Source organism: Rhizorhabdus argentea (genome assembly GCF_037861105.1).
Classification (GTDB): Bacteria; Pseudomonadota; Alphaproteobacteria; order Sphingomonadales; family Sphingomonadaceae; genus Rhizorhabdus; species Rhizorhabdus argentea.
This window is the reverse complement of the sequence record NZ_JBANFK010000006.1, coordinates 155,620-178,449: the sequence shown is the minus strand read 5'-3', so window position 1 is coordinate 178,449 and position 22,830 is coordinate 155,620. Positions and strand designations below refer to the sequence as shown.

Below are 22,830 nucleotides of genomic sequence, written 5' to 3'. Positions count from 1 at the left end.
GGGGCATTAGCGGAAGGATTGGTGCTTGCCAAGCGCCTGCTTGCAAGTGTGTGAGACTTCCCTACATTAGGTTGGTGATTGCAAAAAACATGTCCATTCCCGCCGCCATCGGCGCTCCGCGCCAGGGGATCAGTACGCCATCGGTGGCGCATGCCCGCTTTGCGATCGGCGATGTCGTGCGGCACCGCCTGTTCGAGTTCCGCGGCGTGATCTTCGACGTCGACCCGGTCTTCGCCAACAGCGAGGAATGGTATGAGGCGATTCCCGAGGATATCCGTCCGTCGAAGGAACAGCCCTTCTATCATTTGTTCGCCGAGAACAGCGACAGCAACTACATCGCCTATGTCAGCCAGCAGAACCTGGTCCGCGACGACAGCGACGAGATGATCGACCACCCCGCCATCGCCGGACTGTTCGACAGCTATGCCGACGGGCGCTACCGCCTGCGGCGGGAGCACCGGCACTAGGGGCGCTCTGAAGCGGTGCTCTTTACGTCAGGTCTGCGACTGCGCGGCTGACCGAGCCGCTACCATCCAGCTTGATGGTCGAATCGATCGCGGCCCCCGTAGCGCTGCTGATTCCGCCCTATGGAATATTCGATCGGGACCAAACGGCTTTCGCCTCTGTTTCGGTTCGACCGGCGCGCATTTCCCCTGTATAAGCGGCGTTGTGCCCGTTCGGATCGCGACCCTTCCCGGTTGACATTCGCGGGCACTGTCTTTAGCGGGCCTGTTTCCCGCGCGGGGGTTAATGGCCGTGTGCCATTGCGTTTGCGCTAACTGATTTGAAGAAGTGATGAGGGCCATGTTCGCTATCGTGCGCACGGGCGGCAAGCAGTATCGCGTTGCCGCAGGAGACAAAATCGTCGTCGAGAAGATCGACGGCGATGCAGGTTCGACGGTGTCGCTGGGCGACGTGCTGCTCGCCGGCGAAGGTGCCGAGCTTCAGGACGTCGCCGGCATGATCGTATCGGCCGAGATCATCGCGCAGGCTAAGGGCGATAAGGTCATCGTCTTCAAGAAGCGCCGTCGTCACAATTATCGCCGCCGCAACGGCCACCGTCAGCGTCACACGATCCTCAAGATCCTGTCGATCGGTGGCGAAGCCAAGGCAAAGAAGGCTCCGGCCAAAGCCAAGGCCGATGCGCCTGTGGCAGCTGAAGCCTGATCGAAGAGCCAACGGAGTAGTTTGAGATGGCACATAAGAAAGCAGGCGGCTCTTCGCGCAACGGTCGCGATTCAGCCGGCCGTCGCCTCGGCGTCAAGAAGTTCGGTGGCGAAGTCGTGATCGGCGGCAACATCATCATCCGCCAGCGCGGCACCAAGGTCTATCCGGGCCGCAATGTCGGCATGGGCAAGGATCACACGCTGTTTGCCCTCACCGAGGGACGCGTCGAATTCCACAGCGGCAAGCTTGGCCGCAAATATGTGAGCGTCGATGCAATGGCCGCAGCGGCCGAGTAACGGGCGAGCCCATATCCGGGTCGCCCAGAGGGCGACCCGATGGTCCGGCAAGCCGGATCGCGAGGGGAGACGGTAGCACCGGCTCCCTTTTTCGTGTCTCCCTCAACATAGTGTCGCGGCCCTGTAACCTTTTGGGTTCAATGGCGTTTTCGGGGCGGCGGAGAGGGAGATTACCAATGTTCGCTCGTACTCAGCGGCTGTTGCTGCGTCCTGGCTGGAAGGAAGATGCGCCCGCGCTGGCGGCTGCGATCGGCGATTTGGCCGTGGTCAGCAAGCTCGTTCACGCACCCTGGCCCTATCGGATCGAAGATGCCGAGGCTTATCTTCAGGCCGATCACGGATGTCTGCCGAATTTCCTGATCTTCGCACGTACCCATGGTGCGCCGCGCCTCGTCGGCGGCATCGGGCTGGAGCAGCGCGATGTCGGCGCGGCGCTCGGTTACTGGATTGCGCGATCCTATTGGGGCCTCGGCTTCGCCACCGAGGCGGGCCGGGCGGTCGTCGAGCTTGCCGACAAGGGGTTGCGCCTGCCGCGCCTGGTCGCCAGCCACTTCGTCGACAATCCCGCTGCCGCGCGGGTGCTTCGCAAGCTCGGCTTCATGCCCAGCGAGGCGTGCAGCATGGCGCCCTGCCGCGCCCGCGATTCGGCGAAAACCTGTGTCGATTATCTTCGCACTGCCGGCGCGGTCGGACGGGAGCGTCCAACGGCAGGCGTCGGATATGATCGCGAGGAGGCGATGGCGGCCTGAGCGGCACGATCGGCCGGTCGTGTGTCCCATTTGGGAGTAACACATGACGCCAAGCCCGGCTTGTAACGGTGACAGAAAATCCTGCGCGGCCCGGCGGGCGCTCGGTGCTATGCGCCCCGCCGATGGGGCGGAAGCGCTGCTCCCGTCGTTCCCGCAGGACTTCGGCCGGCAGGATTCCGGTTAGTCCCTCCGCTGTCACGGTGAGAAGCTTTGCATGCCGCATTTACGTTCGCGTCTGTCAACCGACGAGATGCGCCGACTTTCGCTTGAGGCAGCACGCACCATCCTGATCGACGAGGGTCCCCAGGCGGTGACGTTGATGGCGGTCGCCAAGCGGATCAACCGTACCCATGCCAATATTCTCCACCACTTCGGCTCGGCCGGCGATCTGCGCCGAGCGATGGCCGAGATGATGATCGGCCGAATAACCGGCGAGATCGGGGAGTTGGTGTTACGCCAGCGGCAGACCGAAGGTGACATCCGCGAACTTGTCGACATCACCTTCGACGCCTTCGAAAAGCAGGGCGTGGCCGCGCTGATGTCGTGGATGATACTGACCGGCGAGCACGACGGTCTGGCGCCGATCCTCGACGCCGTCCATAATCTCGTCGAGGAACTCGGTGAATATCGCGGCGCTCCCGTCCGCCAGATCACCCAGATGCTGGTGCTGGCGGCGCTGGGCGACGGCATGATCGGTGCGCCCATCGCCGCCGCGCTCGAAGTGCCGCGCGAGACGACGCGGGCGAACCTGGCGCACCAGTTGCGGATCATGCGCGGCTGGTAAGGGTTCTTTTCGCCGCCAATTCGTATAAAGGCGCGCGATGCATTTTCTGGATCAAGCCAAGATATTCATACGCTCGGGCGCTGGCGGGCCGGGGGCGGTCAGCTTTCGACGTGAGAAATTCGTCGAATATGGCGGTCCCGATGGCGGCAATGGCGGCAAGGGCGGCGACATCATCTTCGAAGCCGTGCCAGGCCTCAACACGTTGATCGACTTCCGCTATACCCAGCATTTCCGGGCGCCGCGCGGCAAGGGCGGGGCGGGCTCGAACCGCACGGGCGCAGGCGGCGACGATCTCGTCATCCGCGTGCCCGTCGGCACCCAGGTTCTGTCGGAGGACAAGGATGAGGTGCTCGCCGATTTCACCGTCCCCGGCCAGCGCGAGGTGTTCCTGCGCGGTGGCGACGGCGGGCGCGGCAACGCCAGCTACAAGACCTCGACCAATCGGGCTCCGCGGCAGCATGGCACCGGCTGGCCCGCCGAGGAGATGTGGGTGTGGCTGCGGCTCAAGCTGCTCGCCGATTGCGGCCTGGTCGGCCTGCCCAATGCCGGCAAGTCGACCTTCATCAACGCGGTGTCCAACGCGAAGGCGAAGGTGGGCGACTATCCGTTCACGACGGTCCGCCCGCAGCTGGGCGTCGCCAGCCACAAGGGCCGCGAGTTCGTAGTCGCGGACATCCCCGGCCTGATCGAAGGCGCGGCCGAAGGCGCCGGCATCGGCGACCGCTTCCTCGGCCATATCGAGCGCTGTCGGGTGTTGCTCCATCTGGTCGATGCGAGCGGCGAGGATCCTGCCGATGCCTATGAGATCGTCCAAGGGGAACTCGACGCTTATGGCGCAGGCCTGGCCGACAAGCCGCAGATCGTCGCGCTCAACAAGATCGACGCGATCGATGCCAAACTGGCCGACAAGCTGGCGAAGAAGCTCGCCAAGAAGAGCGGGGTCGAGGTGATGCGTCTGTCGGGCGCCACCGGCGAGGGGCTCGAGCCGGTGCTCGATCGGATCATCGAGATATTGGGGCCGATGCCGGAGAAGGTCGCGGCGAATGACGACGAGGGGGCGGAGCCTTGGTCGCCTATCTGATAGCGCTTTAGCCGCATGTCCGTCCGCTTCAGTCCGGCCAATTGCCCGCGCCTGATCGTAAAGATCGGCTCGGCGCTGCTCGTCGATCCCGAGGGTCGGGTGCGGCGGGACTGGCTTGCCGGCGTCGTCGCCGACATCGCCGCGCGGCACCAGGCGGGCCAGAAGATCGCCGTCGTTTCGTCGGGTGCGATCGCGCTCGGCGCGCGGCGGCTGGGACTTGCAAAGGGCGGGCGCGCCAGTCTGGAAGATGCGCAGGCTGCTGCTGCGACGGGGCAGATCGCCTTGTCGCATTGCTGGGCCGAACTCCTCCACCAGCAGCGCCTTGTGGCCGCACAGATGCTGGTGACGCTCGACGATCTCGAGGATCGCCGTCGCTACCTCAACGCCGCCTCGACGCTCGACCGGCTGCTGAGCCTCGGTGTCGTGCCGGTCATCAACGAGAATGATTCGGTCGCCACCGAGGAGATTCGTTTCGGCGACAATGATCGGCTCGCCGCTCGAATCGGTCAGGCGGCGGATGCGCAGGGGGTTATTCTCCTCTCGGACATCGATGGGCTCTATACCGCCAATCCCCAGCGCGATCCGGCCGCGCGGCTGGTGCCCGAGGTCCGCCGCATCGACGCCCGCATCAAGGCGATGGCCGATGGCGGATCGGCGTCGGGCATGGGATCCGGCGGCATGATCTCGAAGCTGGAGGCGGCGCGGATCGCCCAGCGTTCGGGAACCCATCTCGCGATCATTTCGGGCAAGCGCGAGCATCCCCTCGCGGCGTTCGACGCCGATGGCCATGGCACCGTGTTCGTCGGCGAAAAGGCCGGCAACGCGCGGAAGGCGTGGCTGGCGGGGCGGCTCACTGCAAAGGGGAGGGTGGTGATCGATGCCGGCGCCGCCAGGGCATTGACCGAGGGCCGCAGCCTGCTAGCCGCCGGGGCGATCTCGGTCGATGGACGGTTTGCGCGCGGCGATGTCGTCGATATCGTCGGCCCCGATGGCCATGCGGTGGCGCGGGGCCTCGTCGAATATGATGCCGCCGACGCCGCCAGGATCGTCGGGCGGCGCAGCGATACGCTCGAGGCGATCCTTGGTTATGTGCCGCGCTCGGCATTGGTCCACCGCGACCATATGGTGGTGCTGTGATTCTGGCGATCACCGGCGGGACGGGCTTCCTCGGTGGACATGTGCTGCGTGAGGCCGCGGCCCAAGGCCATAGGATAAAGGCGCTGGCCCGTAGCGCGCAGCTGCCTCGCCCGAATGTCGATTGGGTGCCGGGAACGCTCGACGATTATCAGAGCCTCGCCGCACTGGTCGATGGCGCCGATGCGGTGATCCACATCGCCGGCGCGATCAACGCGCCCGCGCTCGCGGGTTTCATTGCCGCCAATGTCACCGGCACCGCCTCGCTGTTGACTGCGACGGAGGCGGCCGGGATCAAGCGCTTCATCCATATATCGTCGCTGTCGGCGCGCGAGCCCGATCTTTCCGATTATGGCTGGTCGAAGGCGGCCTCGGAAGCGCTCCTGCTCCAGTCGCCGCTCGACTGGACGATCGTGCGGCCGCCGGCCATCTATGGCGCCGGCGATCGCGAAATGCTCGAGCTGTTCCGCATCGCCAAGCGCAAAGGCGTGGTGCCGCTGCCGCCGGCGGGACGGCTGTCGCTGATTGAGGCCGGCGATCTCGCCAGGCTGCTGGTCGACTTGCTCCAGCGTAGCGAGGCGATCAGGCAGATCTATGAGCCGGACGACGGCCGGATCGAGGGCTATAGCCATCGCGAGTTCGGAGCGCTGCTCGGCCGCGCCGTTGGCCGATCTCGGGTCGTTTCGGTAGCTGTGCCGCGCTTCGTGCTGCGTCTTGCCGCAACCGCCGAGCGGCTGCGGCTGGGTGATCGCGCCAAGCTGACGCCCGATCGGGTGCGCTATTTCTGTCATCCCGACTGGGTCGCGCAGAAGCGGCCACCCGCAGCGGTGTGGGAGCCGGCGGTCGGACCCGAGCAAGGGCTCAAGGCGACCGCGGACTGGTATCGGGCGGCGGGCTGGCTTTGACGTCGACCCTCAGCCGATGCCGGCAGCGAAGTGCAGCACGAAGCTGATGAAACTGAGCACCAGCCCCACCACCATCACCTTATAGGCATAGCCGATCAGCCGGTACTTCTTGCGCGCGAGCACTCGGCCATTCTGGTAGATGTCATGCGCGAAGGCCGCATAAACGGCGTCGCTGTCGGTGACCGTGTTGAGCACGAGCTGGACGAAATCCTCCTCGGGCATCTGGGTGAAAGATCCGAAGAACAGCATGTTCGATGGGCCATGCGCCTGCGGGGGAACGCTGGTCGAGGGCAACACCGCCATCACCGCGAGCAATGCCGAGAGGAAGGCTGTCGCGCCGAGGATCAGCAGTGCGGTCGGCGCGCCGCCGCCGGATTTGATCTGGCCGACCGTGATGGTGAAGATCACGAAGGTAGCACCCATCAGCAGACTGGCCTTCTGGTCGGCCATCTGGCTGAGCTGGTACTGGATTTGCTGGGCGGTACGCAGGAGATGGACGGCATCGGGTGCGAACTGGCCCCGCGGCGGTGCTCTCGTCTCGTCTGCTGGCATGGCATCCCCTTTTCCCTGTCATATTCATGACATGCTATCGGATCGCCGCCAAGCCGCTGCCGTGAAGCCGCCGCAATCGCTTGTCATGCGCGGCACAACGACTTTAAGGACGCATCATGAGCGATAGAGACGATATCTTCACCCGCGTGGCCGAACAGATCGAGCCTTTCAACAAGAAGGGCGTCGACCTTGCCGACGGCACCAGCTTCGCCAGCGATCTGGAATGGGACAGCCTCACGGTGATGGACTTCGTCGCTGCGGTCGAGGACGAGTTCGACATCACCATCACGATGAACATGCAGGCCGAGATCGAGACAGTCGGCCAGCTTGTCGACGCCGTCGCCAAATTACAGGGCTGAGCAGCGGTGAGCGATCTTTTTTCGAAATTCGATCCGCTGATCGCGGAGCGCGAGGCGCTGCTCGATACCGGCGTGCGCGATCCCTACGGCATCGTGATGGACAAGGTGCTGTCGCCCACCGAGGCGATGATCAACGGCAAGCGTACGATCCTGCTCGGCACCTACAACTATATGGGCATGACCTTCGATGCCGACGTGATCGCGGCCGGCAAGGCCGCGCTCGACGCCTTCGGATCGGGAACCACGGGCAGCCGCGTCCTGAACGGCACCTACCAGACCCACAAGGAGTGCGAGGAAGCGCTCAAGGAATTCTACGGGACCGAGCACGCGATCGTGTTTTCGACCGGCTACCAGGCCAATCTCGGCATGATCTCGACGCTCGCAGGCAAGGGCGACTACATCATCCTCGATGCCGACAGCCATGCGTCGATCTATGACGGCTGCGCCCTGGGCAAGGCCGAAGTGGTTCGCTTCCGCCATAATTCGGTCGAGGATCTCGACAAGCGGCTCGGCCGGCTTCCGCCCGAGGCCGGCAAGCTCGTGGTGCTCGAAGGCGTCTATTCGATGATGGGCGACATCGCTCCGCTCAAGGAGATGGTCGCGGTTTCCAAGAAGCATGGCGCGATGATCCTGTGCGACGAAGCGCACGGTATGGGCTTTTTCGGCGAACATGGCCGCGGCGTGTTCGAGGAAGCTGGCGTCTCCGACGACATCGATTTCGTCGTTGGAACCTTCTCGAAATCGGTCGGCACCGTCGGCGGCTTCTGCGTGTCCAATCATCCGAAGTTCGAAGTGCTGCGCCTCGTCTGCCGGCCCTATGTGTTCACCGCCTCGCTGCCGCCGTCCGTGGTCGCGACAGCGGCTGCTTCGATCCGCAAGCTGATGCATGCGCAGGACAAGCGCGCGCACCTTTGGAAGAATTCGCGGCGGCTGCACCAGGGCCTGCGCGACATGGGGTACAAGCTCGGCACCGAAACCGCCCAGTCGGCGATCATCGCGGTGATTCTGGACGACATGGCTCAGGCGGTCGGGCTATGGCAGGGGCTGCTCGAAGCGGGGCTCTATGTGAACACCGCGCGTCCACCGGCCACCCCGGCCGGCATGTTCCTGCTGCGCTGCTCGCTATGCGCCGAGCATAGCGATGCCCAGGTCGACGAGATTCTCGGCATGTTCGAGCGGGCCGGCCGGGCGACCGGAGTGATCGCCTGAGCAATCTATCGCATTCGGCACATAGACGGCTTTGCCCGTCGGTTCGGCTGCGGTACAACGGACTTATGGCGACGTTCTCTCCGGAGGCCTTGAGGCGGGGATTGTCACCGGCCACCGGGCGAGTGGTCGCTGCGGCGATATTGGCGCTGGCGGCGCTGGGCCTGCTTGTTGCCGTGGTGACGATGGTTGCGCGTTCCAATGCGGCCCGCGATCAGGCGCTGGTTCGCGAGCAGCGCAGCTATGACATCATGGTGCTGACTCGGTCGCTCGACGCTTCACTTGCGCGCGCGGAAGCATCGCTGGGCCGCTATGTGGTGAGCGGCGACCGCCGCACCGGCACGATCTACTATGACGAGTGGCGGCGCGCGGGCAGCCAGCTACGCCAGCTGGAAAGGCTCACCGAAGGACAGGCAGACCAGACTCCGCTGGTGCGCCGGCTCAACCGGCTGTCCGAGGCGCGCGCGAAGGAATTGGCGGCGGCGGCGGCCTTCGCCAATGTCGGCAAGGGCTGGTACGCGATCGGCATGTTCAACCGCGCCGGTGAGTCGTCCAACGTGCGCGCGATTTCCGATACGCTCGACCGGATCGCGGCTAATGAGCGTGCCCGGCTGGGGCAGAGGTCCGAGGCGACCTTCTTCTCGGCCGAGCGGGCAAACAGCTTCTCCACCCTTTTGTCGGTACTCGGGCTTGCGCTGGTCGCGCTTGCTATCCTGCTCGGCTGGCTTGCGGCGGCGGCGGCAGCGCAGCGCGCCTATGCGAACGAACTCGCCGAGGCAGAGGGGGACCGCGCCGCCATGCTCGAAGCTGCAGTCGCCGAGCGGACCCAGGAATTGCTCAGCGCCAACGACAAGCTTCGCGCCGAGACGGAGACCCGCGCTCGCGCCGAGGCGCAGCTCGCCCAAGCCCAGAAGATGGAAGCGGTCGGCCAGCTGACCGGCGGCATCGCGCATGATTTCAACAATATGCTGGCCGTGGTGGTCGGCGGGCTCGATCTCGCGCGGCGCAAGCTGGCGCAGCGCTCGCCCGATGTCATGATCCATATCGATGGGGCGATGGAAGGCGCCGATCGGGCATCTGCGCTGACTCGCCGCCTGCTGTCCTTCGCGCGGGCCGAGCCTCTGCTGCCCGGCGCGGTGCTGCCGTCGAAGCTGGTGGCGGGGATGAACGTCCTGCTCGATCGCACGCTGGGGGACCGGATCAGCGTCAATGTCGATGCGTCCGAGGCGAACTGGCCGATCTGGGCCGATGCACATCAACTCGAAAACGCCATCCTCAACCTGGCGGTGAACGCCCGTGATGCGATGGACGGAGCGGGTCGGCTCGACATCGACGTAGCGGACGTGCCGATCGGCGCCGGCGACCGGAGCGGGATCGCCGCCGGCGAATATGTCCGCATCAGTGTCCGCGACACCGGCTGCGGGATGTCGCCGGAGGTCGTCGCGCGGGCGTTCGAGCCCTTTTTCACGACGAAGCCGGTCGGCAAGGGGACCGGCCTCGGCCTCAGTCAGATATTTGGCTTCGTGCGGCAATCGCAGGGCGATGTTCGTGTCGAATCAACTGTCGGCGTGGGCACGACGATCATGCTCTATCTGCCGCGCTACACCGGCGCAGCGATCGACCGGTCAGTGACGGACAGTTCGGCCACGGCCAAGCCGAGGTCGGGGCCGCTGTCGATTCTGCTGGTCGAGGATGATCCGCGCGTCCAGGCATCGACGCGCCATGGTCTGGTGGAGCTGGGCCACAAGGTGCGCGCCTGCGGTTCGGGCGACGAAGCGCTCGAGATACTGGCCGAGGATGCGCGATTCGACATGGTGCTGACCGATGTGATGATGCCGGGCATGACCGGTCCCGAACTGGTGGCAGCGATCGGCCGCGATTACCCGCACATCGCCGTGCTGTTCGTGACCGGTTATGTGGGGGAGGCCGGCCAAAGCGACGACTTTGCCGGCCACGAGGTGTTGCGCAAGCCCTTCACCATCGCAGCGCTCGGCAATGCCATAAGTCAGGCGATGAGTCGCCAGGACGAACGGCCGACATATCAGGCGGCTTGATCCGCCAGCTTCATCCGGCCGGGCCGATCAGCGCACCGCACCTTTGATCAGCAAACGCGGCAGCAGGCTGATCGCGCCCAGGATCGGCCAGCGGCGCTGCCAGGGCTTGATCATGATCGCGGCGCCGGCGTGGCGATTGATCTTCCACGCCAGATAATCGATCCCGCCGGCATAGGTGGTGCTGGCCTTGGCGAGCCGGGCGATGGTCAGCGCCTTCCCCTCGCGCCGGCGCCGCTGCCAGGCGGCCGCGCCGGCGCGGCGGTCCGCGGCACTGAGCGGACCGCGAAATCGCACGACATCATCCTTGATCTCCGCCTCGATCCCTGCTGCGTCGAGTGCCGGTGCGGTGAAGCGGCGGAAACGCTCGAGATCGGCGCTTACCACCGATGCCGCGCGCCCGGTCCGCTCGGCGCGCAGTTCGGCGCCATAGGTCAACGCGAACGCCCCCTCCCACAGCGCTTCGACCGAGAGTCTGTCGGGCAGCATCGGCCGCGCTGCTCCAAGCAGCGCCGGCGCCGCGCCTGCGACGGCAGCGATGCTGCTCCTCCGCGCCGCATCGTCGGCGGCCCATATCAGCCGCGATGGCTGCGCAAAGCGTGCCCAGACCGACACGTTGCGGGTTTTCGACGACGCAAGACGCGCAAAATCGCTTTCGCTGAGCACGGCGTATTTTGCGATCAGCCCGTCATGCTCGAACGGAAAGACATTCGGCGGCAGCAGCCGGTTGGCGAAGGCGAGCCAGCCTTTGCCGAACGCCCGCGCATAATCATCGACGATCAGATAGAAATCGAGCATCAGCCCGTCGAGATTGGCCTCGCGCAGGCAGGATCCGTAGAACAGCACGGCCCGCGCGGCGTGGCTGTGGCGCGCCGCAATGGCCTCGGCCATCGCCGTGACGCGCGCATCGACCGGCGCCCCCAGCTCGGCCGCGACCAACTGCTCGATAGTCATGCGAGGCTCGCTCAGGCGGCGAGGCGCAGGAACGGAACCGGCGGAGTGGTCTTAAGGATGATCGGCTTGCCAGCATCGGCCTGGAAGATCTCGCCGTCGAGGATCACGCTCGAACGGTCGCCCTCGATCCGGATCTCGTCGCCACGCTCGAAATGAACGCCGTCCATCTGATCGCGGCCGACCCGCCCGAACATGCCGGCGAAGATCGCCCGCAGCAGCGGCAGGGGGCGTTGTTCGACCACCATCATCTGCAGCGACCCCGTGCCTGGAACGCTGCTGCCCAGCAGCAGCTTGTGCAGCGTCGTCACGATCAGCAGCGAGAAGCGCCCGTGAAGCTGCCCGTGCCGCATCATCGACACCTTGAGGGGCGTCGCGGCGGGCGGCAGGAAGGCGGTGCGGATACCGAGGATCAGCGTCACGAGCACCGCAATAGCGGTGAGGACGTGGCTGATCCCGTTGGGCAGGCCCAGCGGATAGATCTTGTTGCGGCAATAGAGGATCGTGTCGGCGAGCCCCGCGCCGCCGAGGAACATCCCCAGCACCGGGCGCGTGCCAGCGACGCCGTCGGAGAGCGCGATCAGCTCGCGCACAACCACATGCTCCTCGATGCCGGTGCGGGCGATCTCGATCACGCGGTTGAGCGCCGCGATAGGATCGCCGGCGGATCCGAGGTCGAGCGCGATCAGGTTGGTCTTGCCATTCGGCAGCACCGCGACCGGCGGTGGCGAGCCATCGAAATGGTCGCCGAGATACAGTTCGGTGAGCGCTGCCTGGACGGTACCATCGCCGCCGTTGATCACCAGCACCTTGGGGTTCACCCGGGCGATCGTGCGCAGCGCTTCACCGATCTGCTCGATCGACTCGACCTCATAATGGAAGACGTCGCTGTGGGATGCGCAAAAGCTCCGCATCCGCGGCAGCATCGACAGATTGCCGGTCGAGCGCGGATTGGAAAGGAGCGCGACGCTGGCCATCGATCAGCGCGCCGCCATCGCGACCGGGCCGAACGAGCCGCCCTGGACATAATTCATGACCACCGGAACATGCGCGACGCCATGCACGGACACCTGCACCTGGCGCGGGTCGGGCCTGCGCTTGAACATCACGTCGAACAGCGACAGCCGCGGATTGCCCGACATGCCGCCGCCATCGGCGGCGCCGGTCTTCCCCGAATTGTCGATGTCGTGGCGAACCGAAACGGCATAGTTGCCGTTGCCCGGTACGGACACGCAGATATCGATCGGCCCGGTGGCGGGTACGGCCACATCGATGCGCCGCAAATAGCTGCCCTTGTCGAAATAATGGCTGGGATTGCCGCCATAGGATTGCACGCGGATCGTGCCGCTACGCTTTTTCAAGCCTTCGACATGAACGAGCATCGCCGGGCCATTGCCGTCGCACGCCGCCGTGTCCGGGCCAAGCACGGCTGCGCGCGCCCCGGCGGGAGACGCCGCCGCAAGCATCAATCCAGCCATCCCTGCCACAAGTTTCGACATGACCTCTCTACTCCTGGAAGCTATAGCCCTGCGAAGACGCAGGGCCGGTACGCTGTCCCATGAGTCGGAAACTGGGCTGCGATTGCGGCCAGAACATGGTCACGGGGCGTCCAAAAGTTGAGATTTGACACGCTTACCGACCGCTACCTCGCACGACTGATCGCAACCCCGCTGTTCGCGACACTGGTGATCGCGGCAATGCTGCTGACCCTCGACAAGATGCTCCGCCTGTTCGACTTCGTCGTCTCGGAAGGAGGGCCGGTCAGCGTCGTGTGGCGGATGCTGGCCAATCTCATCCCCGAATATATGTCGCTGGGTATTCCCATCGGCCTGATGCTCGGCTGCCTGCTGGCCTTCCGCAAATTGGCACTGTCATCCGAACTCGACGTGTTCCGGGCGGTCGGCATGAGCTACGGCCGGTTGCTGCGCGTACCCTATTATTACGCGATCGCGCTGGCGCTCCTCAATCTCGCCATCGTCGGTTTTATCCAGCCTTATTCGCGTTATGCCTATGAGGGGCTTCGCTTCGAGTTGCGCTCGGGCGCGCTCGGCGCCTCGATAAAGGTGGGCGAGTTCACCCGGCTAGGCAAACGGATGACGATTCGCGTCGAAACCAGCCGCGACGGTGGACGGGAGCTGTCCGGCATCTTCGTCATGACCGAAACCAACGACGGCAAGAGCCTGGCGGTCACCGCAGAGCATGGTCAGTTCATGGCGACCGACGATCCGGACACGATCATCCTGCGGTTGCAGAAGGGTGTGCTCGTCCACGATGCGCCGACTTTCAAGGAGCCGCGCGTTCTGCAGTTCGTCGGCCATGATCTCCCGATCGACCTGCCGAAGATGGAGGCGTTTCGCCAGCGTGGCGGCCGCGATCTCGAAATGACGATGCCGGAACTTGCGGTGATCGCGCACAAGGAGAGCACGCCGGAGAAGCTGCGCGCCCAGTTCAGAGCCGAGTTCCACTTCCGCCTGGTAGAGGTGGCAACGATGCTGCTGCTGCCGATGCTCGCCCTGGCGTTGGCAATCCCGCCCAAGCGCTCCTCGTCCGCACTCGGAGTATTCCTGTCGATCGTGATGATCGTCACCCAGCACAAGATCAACGAATATGCCGCCTCCGTGGCGGCGCTGGGCCGGATCGAACCCATCCTGGCGCTCTGGATACCTTTCCTCTGCTTCGCCGCGCTGGTCTGGTGGATGTACCGGACGATCGCGCATGTGCCGGGCGGCCAGCCGATCGGCGCGCTCGAACGTGCGGCCGACAAGGTAGCGAAGGCGGTGATCCGCTGGATCAAGCTCGGCCGGAGGCGGGCAGCGTGAACATCTCCTTCTTCGCGTCGCGAACGATCACCTTCTATATGGCGCGGATGTTCCTGGTCCGTTTCGTCGCTGTCCTCGCGGCGCTGGTGATCGTGCTGATGGCGCTCGATCTGCTCGGCGAATCGGGCGACATCCTCGCTTATCCGGGCAACGGCGATCATGAACTATGGGTCTATGCGACCTTGCGGACGCCGCAGATCATCGCCCGCTTCCTGCCCTTTGCGGCGCTGCTCGCGACGTTGATCACGTTCGTCACGCTGAACCAGAACAGCGAGATCATCTCGATGAAGGCGGCCGGGATTTCGGCGCACCAGATCCTGGCGCCGCTGGTCGTCGCCAGCATCGGTGTCGCGCTGGTTTCCCTGGTCTTCAACGAGCGGGTGGTAGCGCGCTCAACCGCGACTCTCAGCGCCTGGCAGGATGCGGGCTACGGCCCCATTCCCAGGGATCGTGGCATCGTCGCGAACGTCTGGGTCCGCGATGGCGACGACCTGATCCATGCGGTGTCGGCGCGTGGGCGGCAGGCGCAGACAAAGCTCGATACCGTCACCATCTACGATCGAGACGGCGGCCGTCTCATCTCGATCGTCAAGGGCGCACGGGCTGTGCAGGCCGGCGGCGCCTGGCAACTCGCCAACGCGTCGCGCTTCGATGTCTCGCGGGGGGTGACCACGGTGCTGCCGGCCTTCGAGTTCGGGCGCGGGGTGACACCCGATCGTTTCACCCTCGCCAGCGTCGATCCTGCAGCGCGGTCGATCCTGCAGCTTCGCTCGGCAATCCATGACCTCGACGCCGCGGGGCGGCCGACGGGTCCGCTCGAAGCAGGGCTGTGGCACAAGCTGTCGGGACCTTTCTCGGCCGTGCTGATGCCGCTCCTCGCCGCGGTCGCCGCCTTCGGTCTCGCCCGCACCGGACATCTGTTCATCCGCGCCGTCCTCGGCATGGCGCTTGGCTTCGCCTATTTCGTCGCCGATAATTTCGCTCTGGCGATGGGCAATCTCGGCGCGTACCCGCCTGTACTGGCTGCCTGGGCGCCCTTCCTGCTGTTCCTTTTGATCGGCGAGGCGGTGCTGATCCGCACCGAGGAATAGCAGCTTTCAAAGCTTGGCCTTGCCGCCGTCGCAAAAGCGCCGCATTGCCAAGCCAGAGCGCAGCCCCATATGGGTCCCTGACAGGGGCTATCGACTGATTTCGAGGTTCCGAGTGAAGCTGACCGCCATCAAGCCCTCTTTCTGGGCCAAGGAACACCATCTCGACCGCATGACCTTGCGCGAGCTGGTCGTCGCCTATTTCCAATATCCGGCGATCATGGGCTATCTCGCCTGCGCTGCTGTCGCCATTGGCTTGTATGTCCGGCACCCGGCGCCGCTGCTGCCGACGCTGGCGTCGATCGGCATCGCGGTGATGGTCTACCCGCTGGTGTGGTATTGCCTTCACCGCTGGGTGCTGCACAGCCGGTGGATGTTCAAGGTGCCGCTGCTGGCCGCGACCTGGAAGCGAATCCATTACGACCATCATCAGGATCCGAACCGACTCGAAATCCTGTTTGGCGCGCTCCACACGACCTTGCCTACGATTGCACTAGCGACTGCACCGATCGGCTATGCGATCGGCGGCACCGGCGGGGCGCTGGCCGGCTTCGCGACGGGGCTGCTGACCACCTGCTTCTATGAGTTCTGCCACTGCATCCAGCATCTGGCCTACAAGCCGAAAAACAGGACGCTCGCCGAGATGAAGGCGCGCCACATGGCCCATCATTTCCATGACGAGCGTGGCAATTTCGGCATCACCAATTATTTCTGGGACAGGCTGTTCGGCACCTATTACGAGCGGATCGAAAAGGACAAGAAGAGCGAGACGGTGTTCAACCTCGGCTACACGCCCGAGGTGGCCGAGCGCTATCCGCACGTTGCCCGCCTGTCGGGGGGCGTCGCCACCGGCCACCCGAGCCAGCGTATCAAGCACTGATGGCCATCGCGGTCCGTCCGGTCACCGGTAAGGCGGATCGGAAGCTCTTCATCGACCTCGCCTACCGGCTCAACGCCGGCGATCCGAACTGGATTCCGCCGCTGCGATCCGAGGCGATGGAACTCATCACCCCGGGCAAGAACCCCTTTTACGAGCATGCCGAGCAGCAGCTGTTCATTGCCGAGCGCGATGGCAAGCCGCTGGGGCGCATCTCGGCGCATATCGATCATCTCTGGCTGTCGATGCCGGCCGAGCAGGGCGGCGGCCCCGACATCGGCAATTGGGGCCTGCTCGAAGCCGCGGACCAGGAGATCGCCACAGCGCTGATCGCCCAGGCCGAGGCATGGCTCAAGGGCAAGGGCATGACGAGCGTGATGGCGCCGATCAGTTGTTCGATCTGGGAAGAGCCGGGCCTGCTCGTCCAGGGGCACGATCATCCGCCGACGGTGATGATGGGCCACCACAACGCCGCCTATCAGGGCTGGATCGAGCCGCTCGGCTATGCCGGCATCAAGGATCTGCTCTGCTATGCGGTTAACATCGCGGAGCCTTTCCCACCGCTCGTGCAGCGCATCGTCAGTTCCGGCGAGCGGAATTCGCGAATCCGCATCCGCACGGTGGACAAGAGCCGCTTTGACGAGGAAGCGGCGCTGATCTTGTCGATCCTCAACGATGCATGGTCGGACAATTGGGGGTTCGTGCCGATCACTCCCAGCGAGATCGCCTATACCGGCCGCAAGCTCAAGCCGATCGTCTTCGAGGACCTGATTCGGGTCGCCGAGGTCGACGGCGAGCCCGTCGCCTTCATGCTGACCCTGCCCGACCTCAATGAACTGACTGCCGACCTCGACGGGCGGCTGTTTCCGTTCGGCTGGGCCAAGCTGCTGTGGCGGCTACGCAAACCGCAGGTGAGCACGATGCGCGTACCGCTGATGGGCGTCGTGAAAAAGCTCCAGGCGACCCGCCTCGCCAGCCAGCTCGCCTTCATGATGATCGAGTATATCCGCCGTGACTCGGTGGCCAATTATGGTGCGACCCGCGCCGAGATCGGCTGGATTCTCGAGAACAACCAGGGGATGCGCTCGATCGCCGAGACGGTCGAGGGCAGCGTCAACAAGACCTACCGGATATATTCGAAAGCTTTGTGAGGCTCGTGCGCCTAGGCGCCGGCCGAGATGGCAGAGGATGTTCAATCGCGCTACGGGCCGGCTGCTCATACTGTTCGGTGTGTCGCTGCTGGCCTGGCGCCACCGCTAGGGAGAGAGACATTGACGATCGACGATATCGACGATGCGGTCGCCGCGACCGCGTTCCGGCGGCTGGTCCGCCACCTCCAGCATCGCGACGACGCGCAGAATGTCGACTTGATGGGGCTCGCCGGCTTTTGCCGCAATTGCCTGTCGGACTGGGTCGGCGAGGCGGCTGGCGGCGCGCTCGATAAGGAGGCGGCGCGCGAGGCGGTCTATGGCATGCCCTATTCGCAGTGGAAGGCGAGGCAGCCGGCGGCGACGGCTGAGCAGCTCGCGCGCATGGATGCAAGCGTGGCGAAGAACCGCGCCTGAGTGCGCGTCCTACCGCAGCGTGATCCAGGTCGGCGCATGGTCGCTCGCCTTTTCCATGGCGCGGGTATCCTTGTCGACGCCGGCGCCGGTCAGCCGGTCGGCGGCGGAGGGGCTCAACATCAGGTGGTCGATGCGGAATCCCGCGTCGCGCTGCCACGCGCCCGCCTGATAGTCCCAGAAGGTATAGACCGGGCCGTGCGGATGGACCGTGCGAACCGCATCGGTCCATCCGGCGTTGCACAGCCGGCGAAACGCGGAGCGGCTTTCCGGCTGGGTGAGTGCGTCGCTTGCCATCGCCCGCTCTGAAAAGACGTCGTCGGTCGATGGCGTGGGGATGACGTTATAGTCGCCGCACAGCACGACCGGGGCCTCGCTTTTCCACAGCTCGGCGGCATGGTCGATCAGCCGGTCGAACCAGGCGAGCTTATAGTCGAACTTCGGGCCCGGCAGCGGATTGCCGTTGGGCAGGTAGATCGATCCGACGACCACACCATCGACATCCGCTTCGATATAGCGACTATGACTGGGATCTGGATCGTCGGGTAGCCCCTTGCGCCGTTCTATCGGCTGGCTTCCCCTGGCCAAGATAGCGACGCCGTTGAACCCCTTCTGGCCGTGCCAGATGGCGCCATATCCAGCAGCTTCGATCTCGGCGATCGGGAATGTCTCGTCCGAGGTCTTGATCTCCTGCAGGCAGGCGACATCGGGTGCCTTCTGCTCGAGCCACTCGATCAGACGGGGAAGACGGGCCTTGATCCCGTTGATGTTGAACGTCGCGATTTTCATGCGCGAGGAGATAGCGCGCAGCGAGAGCGGCGTCACCCGCTCAAGTTCCCCTCGATATATAGGCTATATCGAGAAGCTCGAGCCGCAGCCGCAGCCCGAGGCGGCGTTCGGGTTCGTCACCTGGAAGGCCGCGCCGCCGAGGGACTCGACATAATCGACGGCGCCGCCGCGGACGAGGTCGAGGCTCATCGGATCGACCACCAGCGAAACGCCGTCGCGGATCGTGACCACGTCATCCTCGGCAGGCGCTTCGGCCAGTTCGAACTTGTACTGGAAGCCGGCGCAGCCGCCGCCGTCTATCGCAAGCCGGAGGATCGCCGGCTTGCCTGTCTTCTTCGCGATTGCGGCGACGCGCGCAGCGGCGGATGGGGTCAGGTCGATTTCTGCAATGGCGGTCATGACGGTGAAGATAGGCGCTCGGAGGCCCGCCGACAATCGTTGGCGGGCCTCCGCAGTCCTTTTATGCGGGTCGGCTCAGTCTTCCGGGCCACCGAGCGCGACGTCGGAGCCCTGCTGGCTCGCCGCCATCAGATAGTTGGCGGACTGAAGGAATGGGATCGGGTTGACGGCGTGGCCATCGATCCGGACCTCATAATGGAGATGGCTGCCGGTCGAGCGGCCGGTCGAGCCGACATAGCCGATCAGTTCGCCGCGCTTGACGCGCTCCCCCGGATGGGCGGAAATGCGCGACATATGGCCGTAGCGGGTAGCGATGCCCTTGCCATGATCGATCTCGACCATGTTGCCATAGCCGCCGAACCACTCGGCGCGGTCGACGATGCCGTCGGCCGTCGCGTAGATCGGTGTCCCGGTCGGCGAGGCGAGATCGACGCCGGCATGCATCGCGGCGTAGCCGCGAAACGGATCGGAGCGCACACCGAAGGCGCTGGTGAAGGTGTAGTTGGCGATCGGCTGGATCGACGGGATCGAGATGACGCCGTTGTCCATCGCATCGAGCTTCTTCCACGACTGGAACAGCGCCTGGAACTGGGCAGCCGACTGGGCGTTTGGTGAAGCTTCCCCGGTCTGCGCCAGGCCGGGCGTTACCGAGGACGTCAACAGCAGGGCTGCGGCGATGCCTTTCGTGCGCGTCGATCCGAGGCAGTTGGAGACAAGGCGCAGACCGGCCCGTATGAAATTGCTCAGGAAGTGCATTATTCCCCCGCGACCGGAACGATCCCGACCGAAACACCCGGCCGGGCCCTGTTAGTCGCGGTCGGGATTTGCCCCCCCTTCTGCGACAGGGGGGGTGTGGAAAAGATCACAGGGTCCGGCAACCCCGGCCATCATTTCTTTCGTTAGCCCGGCCTCATGGCGCGCTGAGTCGTTGAATGGCGGCTTAATGCTTCCCCGAAAATGCAAGCGCACCTGCGATTGCCAACTCTGCACGCAATCGATTCGCATCGCGCTGCACAAAAAGCCGAACCATTCGACGCCGGCTGCAACATGCGCCACTTCGTCCTTGGCGATGCGGCGCAAAACCTGCGCCGAACGGCAATCTCCCGCATCCTCGAATCGGCTTATCAATGAAGGAGTTACGTCGAGTCCGCGCGCTTCCAGCACCATCGGCACCACCGCCAGCCGCGCGAGCGGGTCAGCGGCGGTCTGCTGCGCGGCCTCCCACAGCCCGTCATGCGCGGGCAGGTCACCATAGCGTGCACTGCACGCATTCAGCCGTCGTTCGAGCAGCGCGAAATGCATGGCCTCCTCGGCGCCGACCTTCATCCAGCGATCGACGAAGGCGCGGGGGAAGGCGGCGCCGAAGCGGCCGATAAGGTCGAAGGCAAGGTCGATCGCGACATATTCGATATGGGCGATCGCGTGCAGCATCGCGATCCGCCCCCGCTCCGATCCGGCCCGCCCGCGCCTCGGCATGCGCGACGGCGGCAGCAGTGGCGGTCGGTCGGTCCTGGCGGGTCTGTCGGGCATCGGCGTCGCAAAAGCCCAGTCGAGCTGGCCGAGCCGCCACCAGCGCGCGGCGCGGCGCGCGGCCTTCACCTTCGCCAACGGATCAGGCTCATCGAGCACCGCACGGCACGCGGCGGAGACATCCATCGTCAAGCGATCAGACATTAGGAGCCCGCCTCGGCGCCGGTATATTCTCGATGCGCTTCGTGGAGCGCAAGAATCGAGCGAACATGCCGCCGCGCCACTTCGAGGCGGTCGTCGCCGTAGCCACCGCCCAGCGCGCTGGCGAGCGGGATGCCGCGCATCCGCGCCTGCCGCATTACGAAACGATCGCGCGCCCACAGGCCGTCGTCGCTCAGTGCAAGACGGCCTAGCTTGTCGTCGCGATGCGGGTCGACACCTGCCTGGTACAGGATCAGATCGGGTCGGAAGCCGTCGATCGCGGGCGGCAGATGTTCGGCGAGCGCGGCGAGATAGGCTTCGTCGCCGGTTGCGTCGGGCAGGCCCAGGTCGAAAGTGGACCGCGCCTTGCGGGCGGGGAAATTCCGTTCCGCATGAATGGAAAGGGTGAACACGTCCTCGCGTCCCGCCAGGAGGACGGCCGTGCCGTCGCCCTGGTGAACGTCGAGATCGACGATCATCACCCGTGCGGCATCGCCTTCGGCGATCAGCCGGTTCGCCGCGATCGCCAGATCGTTGAAGATGCAATAGCCGGCGCCGGTATCCGCAAGCGCATGGTGGCTGCCGCCTGCGCTGTTCGCCGCATAGCCATGGTCGAGCGCCAGCTTCGCTGCCAGCCAGGTCCCGCCGGGGGCCAGGAAGGCGCGGCGCGTCACCCGTTCGGTAACGGGAAAACCGATGCGGCGGGTCTTTTCGGGCGGAACCTGAGAAGACGCGACCTCCGCGACATAGGCTGGATCATGCACCGCCTCGATCCAGTAGCGCGGCATCGGCTCCGCCTGGTGTAGCTGGTGCGGCAGCTTCGTCTCGGCCATCGCGATCATCACGAGCCCGTATTTGTCGAAGCTGAAGCCGCTGCCCGGCGCCGCCGGCGAGACATAATAAGGATGATGGACGAGCTGCAGCATCTTGCCAGCGTAACGCCTTTTACCGATGGAAGGCCATGACCCAGGAATTTGTCCGCCCCGATGTCCGCGCCTTCCTCGACGATCTCAACGGCCGGGATGGTCCAAAGACACATGAAGTGGACGTGGCGACGGCGCGCCGGATGTCGGCGAAGCTGCGTCAGATCGGCGAGCTGGAGGCCCCGCCGATCGCGACGCGGGAGGATCTCTACATCTCGGTTGCCGACGGTCGCTCGATTGCGGCGCGCTTCTATGACGCGCGCGAACGGCGCGCGGACGGGCCACTGGTGGTCTTCTTCCATGGCGGCGGCTTCGTGCTCGGCGATCTCGATCTCTACGACGCGGCCTGCGCCGATATCGCGATCGGCCTCGATCTGCCGCTCCTCTCCATCGATTATCGGCTGGCGCCCGAGCATGGCTGGCCGGCAGCGCCCGATGACTGCGAAGCCGCGACCCGCTGGGTGGCGGAGCAGGGTATGTTGTTTGGCCGCCGTATCAACTCGCTCGCGCTGGCCGGTGACAGCGCGGGCGGAACGCTGAGCATCGTCACCGCCATGGCGCTGCGCAATCATCCGGCGGCCTTGCCGGTGATCGCGATCTGGCCGCTCTACCCGGCGGTCGATCTGCGCAGGCGCTATCCGTCGACCGAGCGGCTGGGCGAAGGCTATATGCTCAGCCTGGATACGCTGCGCTGGTTCAACGAGCATTATAATCCGGATTTCCACCACTGGCGCGCATCGCCCCGCCTCGGCGATCAGCGCGGCATGCCGCCGGCGCTGGTCGTCACCTCGACGCTCGACCCGCTGCTCGATCAGGGCCGCGCCTATGCGATGGCGTGCATCGAGGCCGGGGTGCCGGTGGCCTATCGCGAAGCCAAGGGGAATATCCATGGCTGGCTGACGCTGCGGCGGGCGATCCCGTCGTCGCAGGAGGATCTGCGCGGCTGCCTCGCCGCATTCCGGATGATGATCGAGGAATATCGGCCATGAAGAAGACTCTGCCTTACCGCCCCGCCGCGGCGGTGATGCTGCTCAACAGCGAGGACAAGGTGTTCGTCGCCCAACGCATCGACAGCCAGCTCGAGGCGTGGCAGATGCCGCAGGGCGGCCTCGATCCCGGCGAAGATCCCCAGGCCGGCGCGCTGCGCGAGTTGGAGGAGGAGACCGGCATCCCGCCGCATCTCGTCGAAATATTGGGCCGGGCGCCCGATGTGCTGTTCTACGATCTTCCGCCTGAGCTGCAGGGCAGGATCTGGGGCGGAAAATATCGCGGCCAGAGCCAGTACTGGTTCGTAGCACGCTTCCTCGGCACCGACGCGGATGTGAACATCAACACCCCCGAACCCGAGTTCCGCGCCTGGAAATGGGCCGATGCGCGCGAGCTGGTCGACCTGATCGTGCCGTTCAAGCGCGACCTATACGCGCAGGTGGTGGAGGCTTTTGCGGAGTTTCTGCCGCGGTAAGGTGG

Annotated in this window: 27 protein-coding genes; 18 read left to right on the top strand and 9 right to left on the bottom strand. The window is 65.1% G+C overall.

What is annotated here, in order from left to right; all coding sequences use genetic code 11:
• Positions 1 to 89: 89 nt before the first annotated feature.
• From hspQ to AAC645_RS07990, 8 genes are all read left to right on the top strand, one after another.
• A complete protein-coding gene (gene hspQ, locus AAC645_RS08025) occupies positions 90 to 467 on the top strand; it encodes a heat shock protein HspQ (protein ID WP_340315115.1) in 378 nt (125 codons plus the stop codon).
• A 337-nt stretch (positions 468 to 804) separates the two neighbouring features.
• Complete coding sequence (gene rplU, locus AAC645_RS08020) at positions 805 to 1,167, top strand: 50S ribosomal protein L21 (protein WP_340315113.1); 363 nt, start codon at positions 805 to 807, stop codon at positions 1,165 to 1,167.
• Positions 1,168 to 1,193: 26 nt separating this feature from the next.
• Complete coding sequence (gene rpmA / locus AAC645_RS08015; protein ID WP_340315112.1) at positions 1,194 to 1,463, top strand: 50S ribosomal protein L27; 270 nt, start codon at positions 1,194 to 1,196, stop codon at positions 1,461 to 1,463.
• A gap of 176 nt (positions 1,464 to 1,639) precedes the next feature.
• On the top strand, positions 1,640 to 2,212 hold the full coding sequence (locus AAC645_RS08010) for a GNAT family N-acetyltransferase (protein ID WP_340315111.1): 573 nt from the start codon (positions 1,640 to 1,642) through the stop codon (positions 2,210 to 2,212).
• A gap of 214 nt (positions 2,213 to 2,426) precedes the next feature.
• On the top strand, positions 2,427 to 2,996 hold the full coding sequence (locus AAC645_RS08005) for a helix-turn-helix domain-containing protein (protein WP_340315110.1): 570 nt from the start codon (positions 2,427 to 2,429) through the stop codon (positions 2,994 to 2,996).
• Between the two features lie 37 nt (positions 2,997 to 3,033).
• Positions 3,034 to 4,077 carry a GTPase ObgE gene (gene obgE / locus AAC645_RS08000; RefSeq protein ID WP_340315109.1) on the top strand — a complete coding sequence of 348 codons (1,044 nt, stop codon included), beginning with the start codon at positions 3,034 to 3,036 and terminating at the stop codon, positions 4,075 to 4,077.
• 15 nt (positions 4,078 to 4,092) lie between these two features.
• On the top strand, positions 4,093 to 5,214 hold the full coding sequence (proB, locus tag AAC645_RS07995) for a glutamate 5-kinase (protein WP_340315108.1): 1,122 nt from the start codon (positions 4,093 to 4,095) through the stop codon (positions 5,212 to 5,214).
• Positions 5,211 to 6,116, top strand: coding sequence for an NAD-dependent epimerase/dehydratase family protein (locus AAC645_RS07990; RefSeq protein ID WP_340315107.1), 906 nt, complete (start codon positions 5,211 to 5,213; stop codon positions 6,114 to 6,116). The genes proB and AAC645_RS07990 overlap by 4 nt, the downstream gene beginning before the upstream one ends.
• 9 nt (positions 6,117 to 6,125) lie before the next feature.
• Here the strand turns inward: AAC645_RS07990 and AAC645_RS07985 are convergent, their stop codons facing one another.
• Positions 6,126 to 6,668 (bottom strand): Pycsar system effector family protein, encoded by a 543-nt coding sequence (locus tag AAC645_RS07985; protein WP_340315106.1) that lies wholly within the window; start codon positions 6,666 to 6,668, stop codon positions 6,126 to 6,128.
• Positions 6,669 to 6,784: 116 nt separating this feature from the next.
• Between AAC645_RS07985 and AAC645_RS07980 the strand changes: the two genes are divergently transcribed.
• From AAC645_RS07980 to AAC645_RS07970, 3 genes are all read left to right on the top strand, one after another.
• Complete coding sequence (locus AAC645_RS07980; protein WP_340315105.1) at positions 6,785 to 7,027, top strand: acyl carrier protein; 243 nt, start codon at positions 6,785 to 6,787, stop codon at positions 7,025 to 7,027.
• A 6-nt stretch (positions 7,028 to 7,033) separates the two neighbouring features.
• Positions 7,034 to 8,236: a serine palmitoyltransferase gene (gene spt / locus AAC645_RS07975; protein ID WP_340315104.1), complete on the top strand. Its 1,203-nt coding sequence runs from the start codon at positions 7,034 to 7,036 to the stop codon at positions 8,234 to 8,236.
• Between the two features lie 101 nt (positions 8,237 to 8,337).
• Positions 8,338 to 10,287 carry an ATP-binding protein gene (locus AAC645_RS07970; protein ID WP_340315103.1) on the top strand — a complete coding sequence of 650 codons (1,950 nt, stop codon included), beginning with the start codon at positions 8,338 to 8,340 and terminating at the stop codon, positions 10,285 to 10,287.
• A 27-nt stretch (positions 10,288 to 10,314) separates the two neighbouring features.
• Here the strand turns inward: AAC645_RS07970 and AAC645_RS07965 are convergent, their stop codons facing one another.
• The 3 genes from AAC645_RS07965 to AAC645_RS07955 are packed head-to-tail and all read right to left on the bottom strand — an operon-like array spanning position 10,315 to position 12,734.
• Positions 10,315 to 11,238: a hypothetical protein gene (locus AAC645_RS07965; protein WP_340315102.1), complete on the bottom strand. Its 924-nt coding sequence runs from the start codon at positions 11,236 to 11,238 to the stop codon at positions 10,315 to 10,317.
• Positions 11,239 to 11,249: 11 nt separating this feature from the next.
• Positions 11,250 to 12,212: a diacylglycerol/lipid kinase family protein gene (locus AAC645_RS07960; RefSeq protein WP_340315101.1), complete on the bottom strand. Its 963-nt coding sequence runs from the start codon at positions 12,210 to 12,212 to the stop codon at positions 11,250 to 11,252.
• A 3-nt stretch (positions 12,213 to 12,215) separates the two neighbouring features.
• Positions 12,216 to 12,734 (bottom strand): DUF2141 domain-containing protein, encoded by a 519-nt coding sequence (locus AAC645_RS07955; RefSeq protein ID WP_340315100.1) that lies wholly within the window; start codon positions 12,732 to 12,734, stop codon positions 12,216 to 12,218.
• 117 nt (positions 12,735 to 12,851) lie between these two features.
• Between AAC645_RS07955 and lptF the strand changes: the two genes are divergently transcribed.
• The 5 genes from lptF (at position 12,852) to AAC645_RS07930 (ending at position 17,584) form a co-directional block, all read left to right on the top strand.
• On the top strand, positions 12,852 to 14,054 hold the full coding sequence (gene lptF / locus AAC645_RS07950) for an LPS export ABC transporter permease LptF (RefSeq protein WP_340315099.1): 1,203 nt from the start codon (positions 12,852 to 12,854) through the stop codon (positions 14,052 to 14,054).
• Positions 14,051 to 15,145 carry an LPS export ABC transporter permease LptG gene (lptG, locus tag AAC645_RS07945; protein ID WP_340315097.1) on the top strand — a complete coding sequence of 365 codons (1,095 nt, stop codon included), beginning with the start codon at positions 14,051 to 14,053 and terminating at the stop codon, positions 15,143 to 15,145. The genes lptF and lptG overlap by 4 nt, the downstream gene beginning before the upstream one ends.
• Before the next feature lie 169 nt (positions 15,146 to 15,314).
• Positions 15,315 to 16,022 (top strand): sterol desaturase family protein, encoded by a 708-nt coding sequence (locus tag AAC645_RS07940; RefSeq protein WP_340315195.1) that lies wholly within the window; start codon positions 15,315 to 15,317, stop codon positions 16,020 to 16,022.
• Positions 16,022 to 17,170 carry a GNAT family protein gene (locus tag AAC645_RS07935; RefSeq protein WP_340315095.1) on the top strand — a complete coding sequence of 383 codons (1,149 nt, stop codon included), beginning with the start codon at positions 16,022 to 16,024 and terminating at the stop codon, positions 17,168 to 17,170. Before AAC645_RS07940 ends, AAC645_RS07935 begins: the two co-directional genes overlap by 1 nt.
• A gap of 120 nt (positions 17,171 to 17,290) precedes the next feature.
• Positions 17,291 to 17,584: a DUF1244 domain-containing protein gene (locus AAC645_RS07930; protein WP_340315093.1), complete on the top strand. Its 294-nt coding sequence runs from the start codon at positions 17,291 to 17,293 to the stop codon at positions 17,582 to 17,584.
• A 9-nt stretch (positions 17,585 to 17,593) separates the two neighbouring features.
• Here the strand turns inward: AAC645_RS07930 and xth are convergent, their stop codons facing one another.
• The 5 genes from xth to AAC645_RS07905 all read right to left on the bottom strand — a co-directional run bounded on the left by xth (position 17,594) and on the right by AAC645_RS07905 (position 21,366).
• Positions 17,594 to 18,370 carry an exodeoxyribonuclease III gene (xth, locus tag AAC645_RS07925; RefSeq protein ID WP_340315194.1) on the bottom strand — a complete coding sequence of 259 codons (777 nt, stop codon included), beginning with the start codon at positions 18,368 to 18,370 and terminating at the stop codon, positions 17,594 to 17,596.
• Between the two features lie 63 nt (positions 18,371 to 18,433).
• Positions 18,434 to 18,769: an iron-sulfur cluster insertion protein ErpA gene (gene erpA, locus AAC645_RS07920; protein ID WP_340315091.1), complete on the bottom strand. Its 336-nt coding sequence runs from the start codon at positions 18,767 to 18,769 to the stop codon at positions 18,434 to 18,436.
• A gap of 75 nt (positions 18,770 to 18,844) precedes the next feature.
• Positions 18,845 to 19,525, bottom strand: coding sequence for a M23 family metallopeptidase (locus AAC645_RS07915; RefSeq protein ID WP_340315090.1), 681 nt, complete (start codon positions 19,523 to 19,525; stop codon positions 18,845 to 18,847).
• Between the two features lie 51 nt (positions 19,526 to 19,576).
• Complete coding sequence (locus AAC645_RS07910) at positions 19,577 to 20,443, bottom strand: ferritin-like domain-containing protein (protein ID WP_340315088.1); 867 nt, start codon at positions 20,441 to 20,443, stop codon at positions 19,577 to 19,579.
• Positions 20,443 to 21,366 (bottom strand): histone deacetylase family protein, encoded by a 924-nt coding sequence (locus AAC645_RS07905; protein WP_340315086.1) that lies wholly within the window; start codon positions 21,364 to 21,366, stop codon positions 20,443 to 20,445. Before AAC645_RS07905 ends, AAC645_RS07910 begins: the two co-directional genes overlap by 1 nt.
• Before the next feature lie 35 nt (positions 21,367 to 21,401).
• Between AAC645_RS07905 and AAC645_RS07900 the strand changes: the two genes are divergently transcribed.
• Together AAC645_RS07900 and AAC645_RS07895 are read left to right on the top strand one after the other, a co-directional pair.
• Positions 21,402 to 22,352: an alpha/beta hydrolase gene (locus tag AAC645_RS07900; RefSeq protein ID WP_340315085.1), complete on the top strand. Its 951-nt coding sequence runs from the start codon at positions 21,402 to 21,404 to the stop codon at positions 22,350 to 22,352.
• Positions 22,349 to 22,825, top strand: coding sequence for an RNA pyrophosphohydrolase (locus tag AAC645_RS07895; protein WP_340315083.1), 477 nt, complete (start codon positions 22,349 to 22,351; stop codon positions 22,823 to 22,825). Before AAC645_RS07900 ends, AAC645_RS07895 begins: the two co-directional genes overlap by 4 nt.
• Positions 22,826 to 22,830 lie beyond the last annotated feature (5 nt).

Excerpts from the sequence above, each read along its gene's own strand:
- AAC645_RS07910 (WP_340315088.1), bottom strand. The coding sequence starts at position 20,443 with ATGTCTGATCGCTTGACGATGGATGTCTCCGCCGCGTGCCGTGCGGTG.
- AAC645_RS07895 (WP_340315083.1), top strand. The coding sequence starts at position 22,349 with ATGAAGAAGACTCTGCCTTACCGCCCCGCCGCGGCGGTGATGCTGCTC.
- AAC645_RS07985 (WP_340315106.1), bottom strand. The coding sequence starts at position 6,668 with ATGCCAGCAGACGAGACGAGAGCACCGCCGCGGGGCCAGTTCGCACCC.
- AAC645_RS07940 (WP_340315195.1), top strand. The coding sequence starts at position 15,315 with ATGACCTTGCGCGAGCTGGTCGTCGCCTATTTCCAATATCCGGCGATC.
- rplU (WP_340315113.1), top strand. The coding sequence starts at position 805 with ATGTTCGCTATCGTGCGCACGGGCGGCAAGCAGTATCGCGTTGCCGCA.
- obgE (WP_340315109.1), top strand. The coding sequence starts at position 3,034 with ATGCATTTTCTGGATCAAGCCAAGATATTCATACGCTCGGGCGCTGGC.
- AAC645_RS07980 (WP_340315105.1), top strand. The coding sequence starts at position 6,785 with ATGAGCGATAGAGACGATATCTTCACCCGCGTGGCCGAACAGATCGAG.
- proB (WP_340315108.1), top strand. The coding sequence starts at position 4,093 with ATGTCCGTCCGCTTCAGTCCGGCCAATTGCCCGCGCCTGATCGTAAAG.
- hspQ (WP_340315115.1), top strand. The coding sequence starts at position 90 with ATGTCCATTCCCGCCGCCATCGGCGCTCCGCGCCAGGGGATCAGTACG.
- AAC645_RS08010 (WP_340315111.1), top strand. The coding sequence starts at position 1,640 with ATGTTCGCTCGTACTCAGCGGCTGTTGCTGCGTCCTGGCTGGAAGGAA.
- AAC645_RS07960 (WP_340315101.1), bottom strand. The coding sequence starts at position 12,212 with ATGGCCAGCGTCGCGCTCCTTTCCAATCCGCGCTCGACCGGCAATCTG.
- erpA (WP_340315091.1), bottom strand. The coding sequence starts at position 18,769 with ATGACCGCCATTGCAGAAATCGACCTGACCCCATCCGCCGCTGCGCGC.
- AAC645_RS07900 (WP_340315085.1), top strand. The coding sequence starts at position 21,402 with ATGACCCAGGAATTTGTCCGCCCCGATGTCCGCGCCTTCCTCGACGAT.
- AAC645_RS07955 (WP_340315100.1), bottom strand. The coding sequence starts at position 12,734 with ATGTCGAAACTTGTGGCAGGGATGGCTGGATTGATGCTTGCGGCGGCG.
- AAC645_RS07905 (WP_340315086.1), bottom strand. The coding sequence starts at position 21,366 with ATGCTGCAGCTCGTCCATCATCCTTATTATGTCTCGCCGGCGGCGCCG.
- AAC645_RS07935 (WP_340315095.1), top strand. The coding sequence starts at position 16,022 with ATGGCCATCGCGGTCCGTCCGGTCACCGGTAAGGCGGATCGGAAGCTC.
- xth (WP_340315194.1), bottom strand. The coding sequence starts at position 18,370 with ATGAAAATCGCGACGTTCAACATCAACGGGATCAAGGCCCGTCTTCCC.
- AAC645_RS08005 (WP_340315110.1), top strand. The coding sequence starts at position 2,427 with ATGCCGCATTTACGTTCGCGTCTGTCAACCGACGAGATGCGCCGACTT.
- AAC645_RS07915 (WP_340315090.1), bottom strand. The coding sequence starts at position 19,525 with ATGCACTTCCTGAGCAATTTCATACGGGCCGGTCTGCGCCTTGTCTCC.
- rpmA (WP_340315112.1), top strand. The coding sequence starts at position 1,194 with ATGGCACATAAGAAAGCAGGCGGCTCTTCGCGCAACGGTCGCGATTCA.
- AAC645_RS07965 (WP_340315102.1), bottom strand. The coding sequence starts at position 11,238 with ATGACTATCGAGCAGTTGGTCGCGGCCGAGCTGGGGGCGCCGGTCGAT.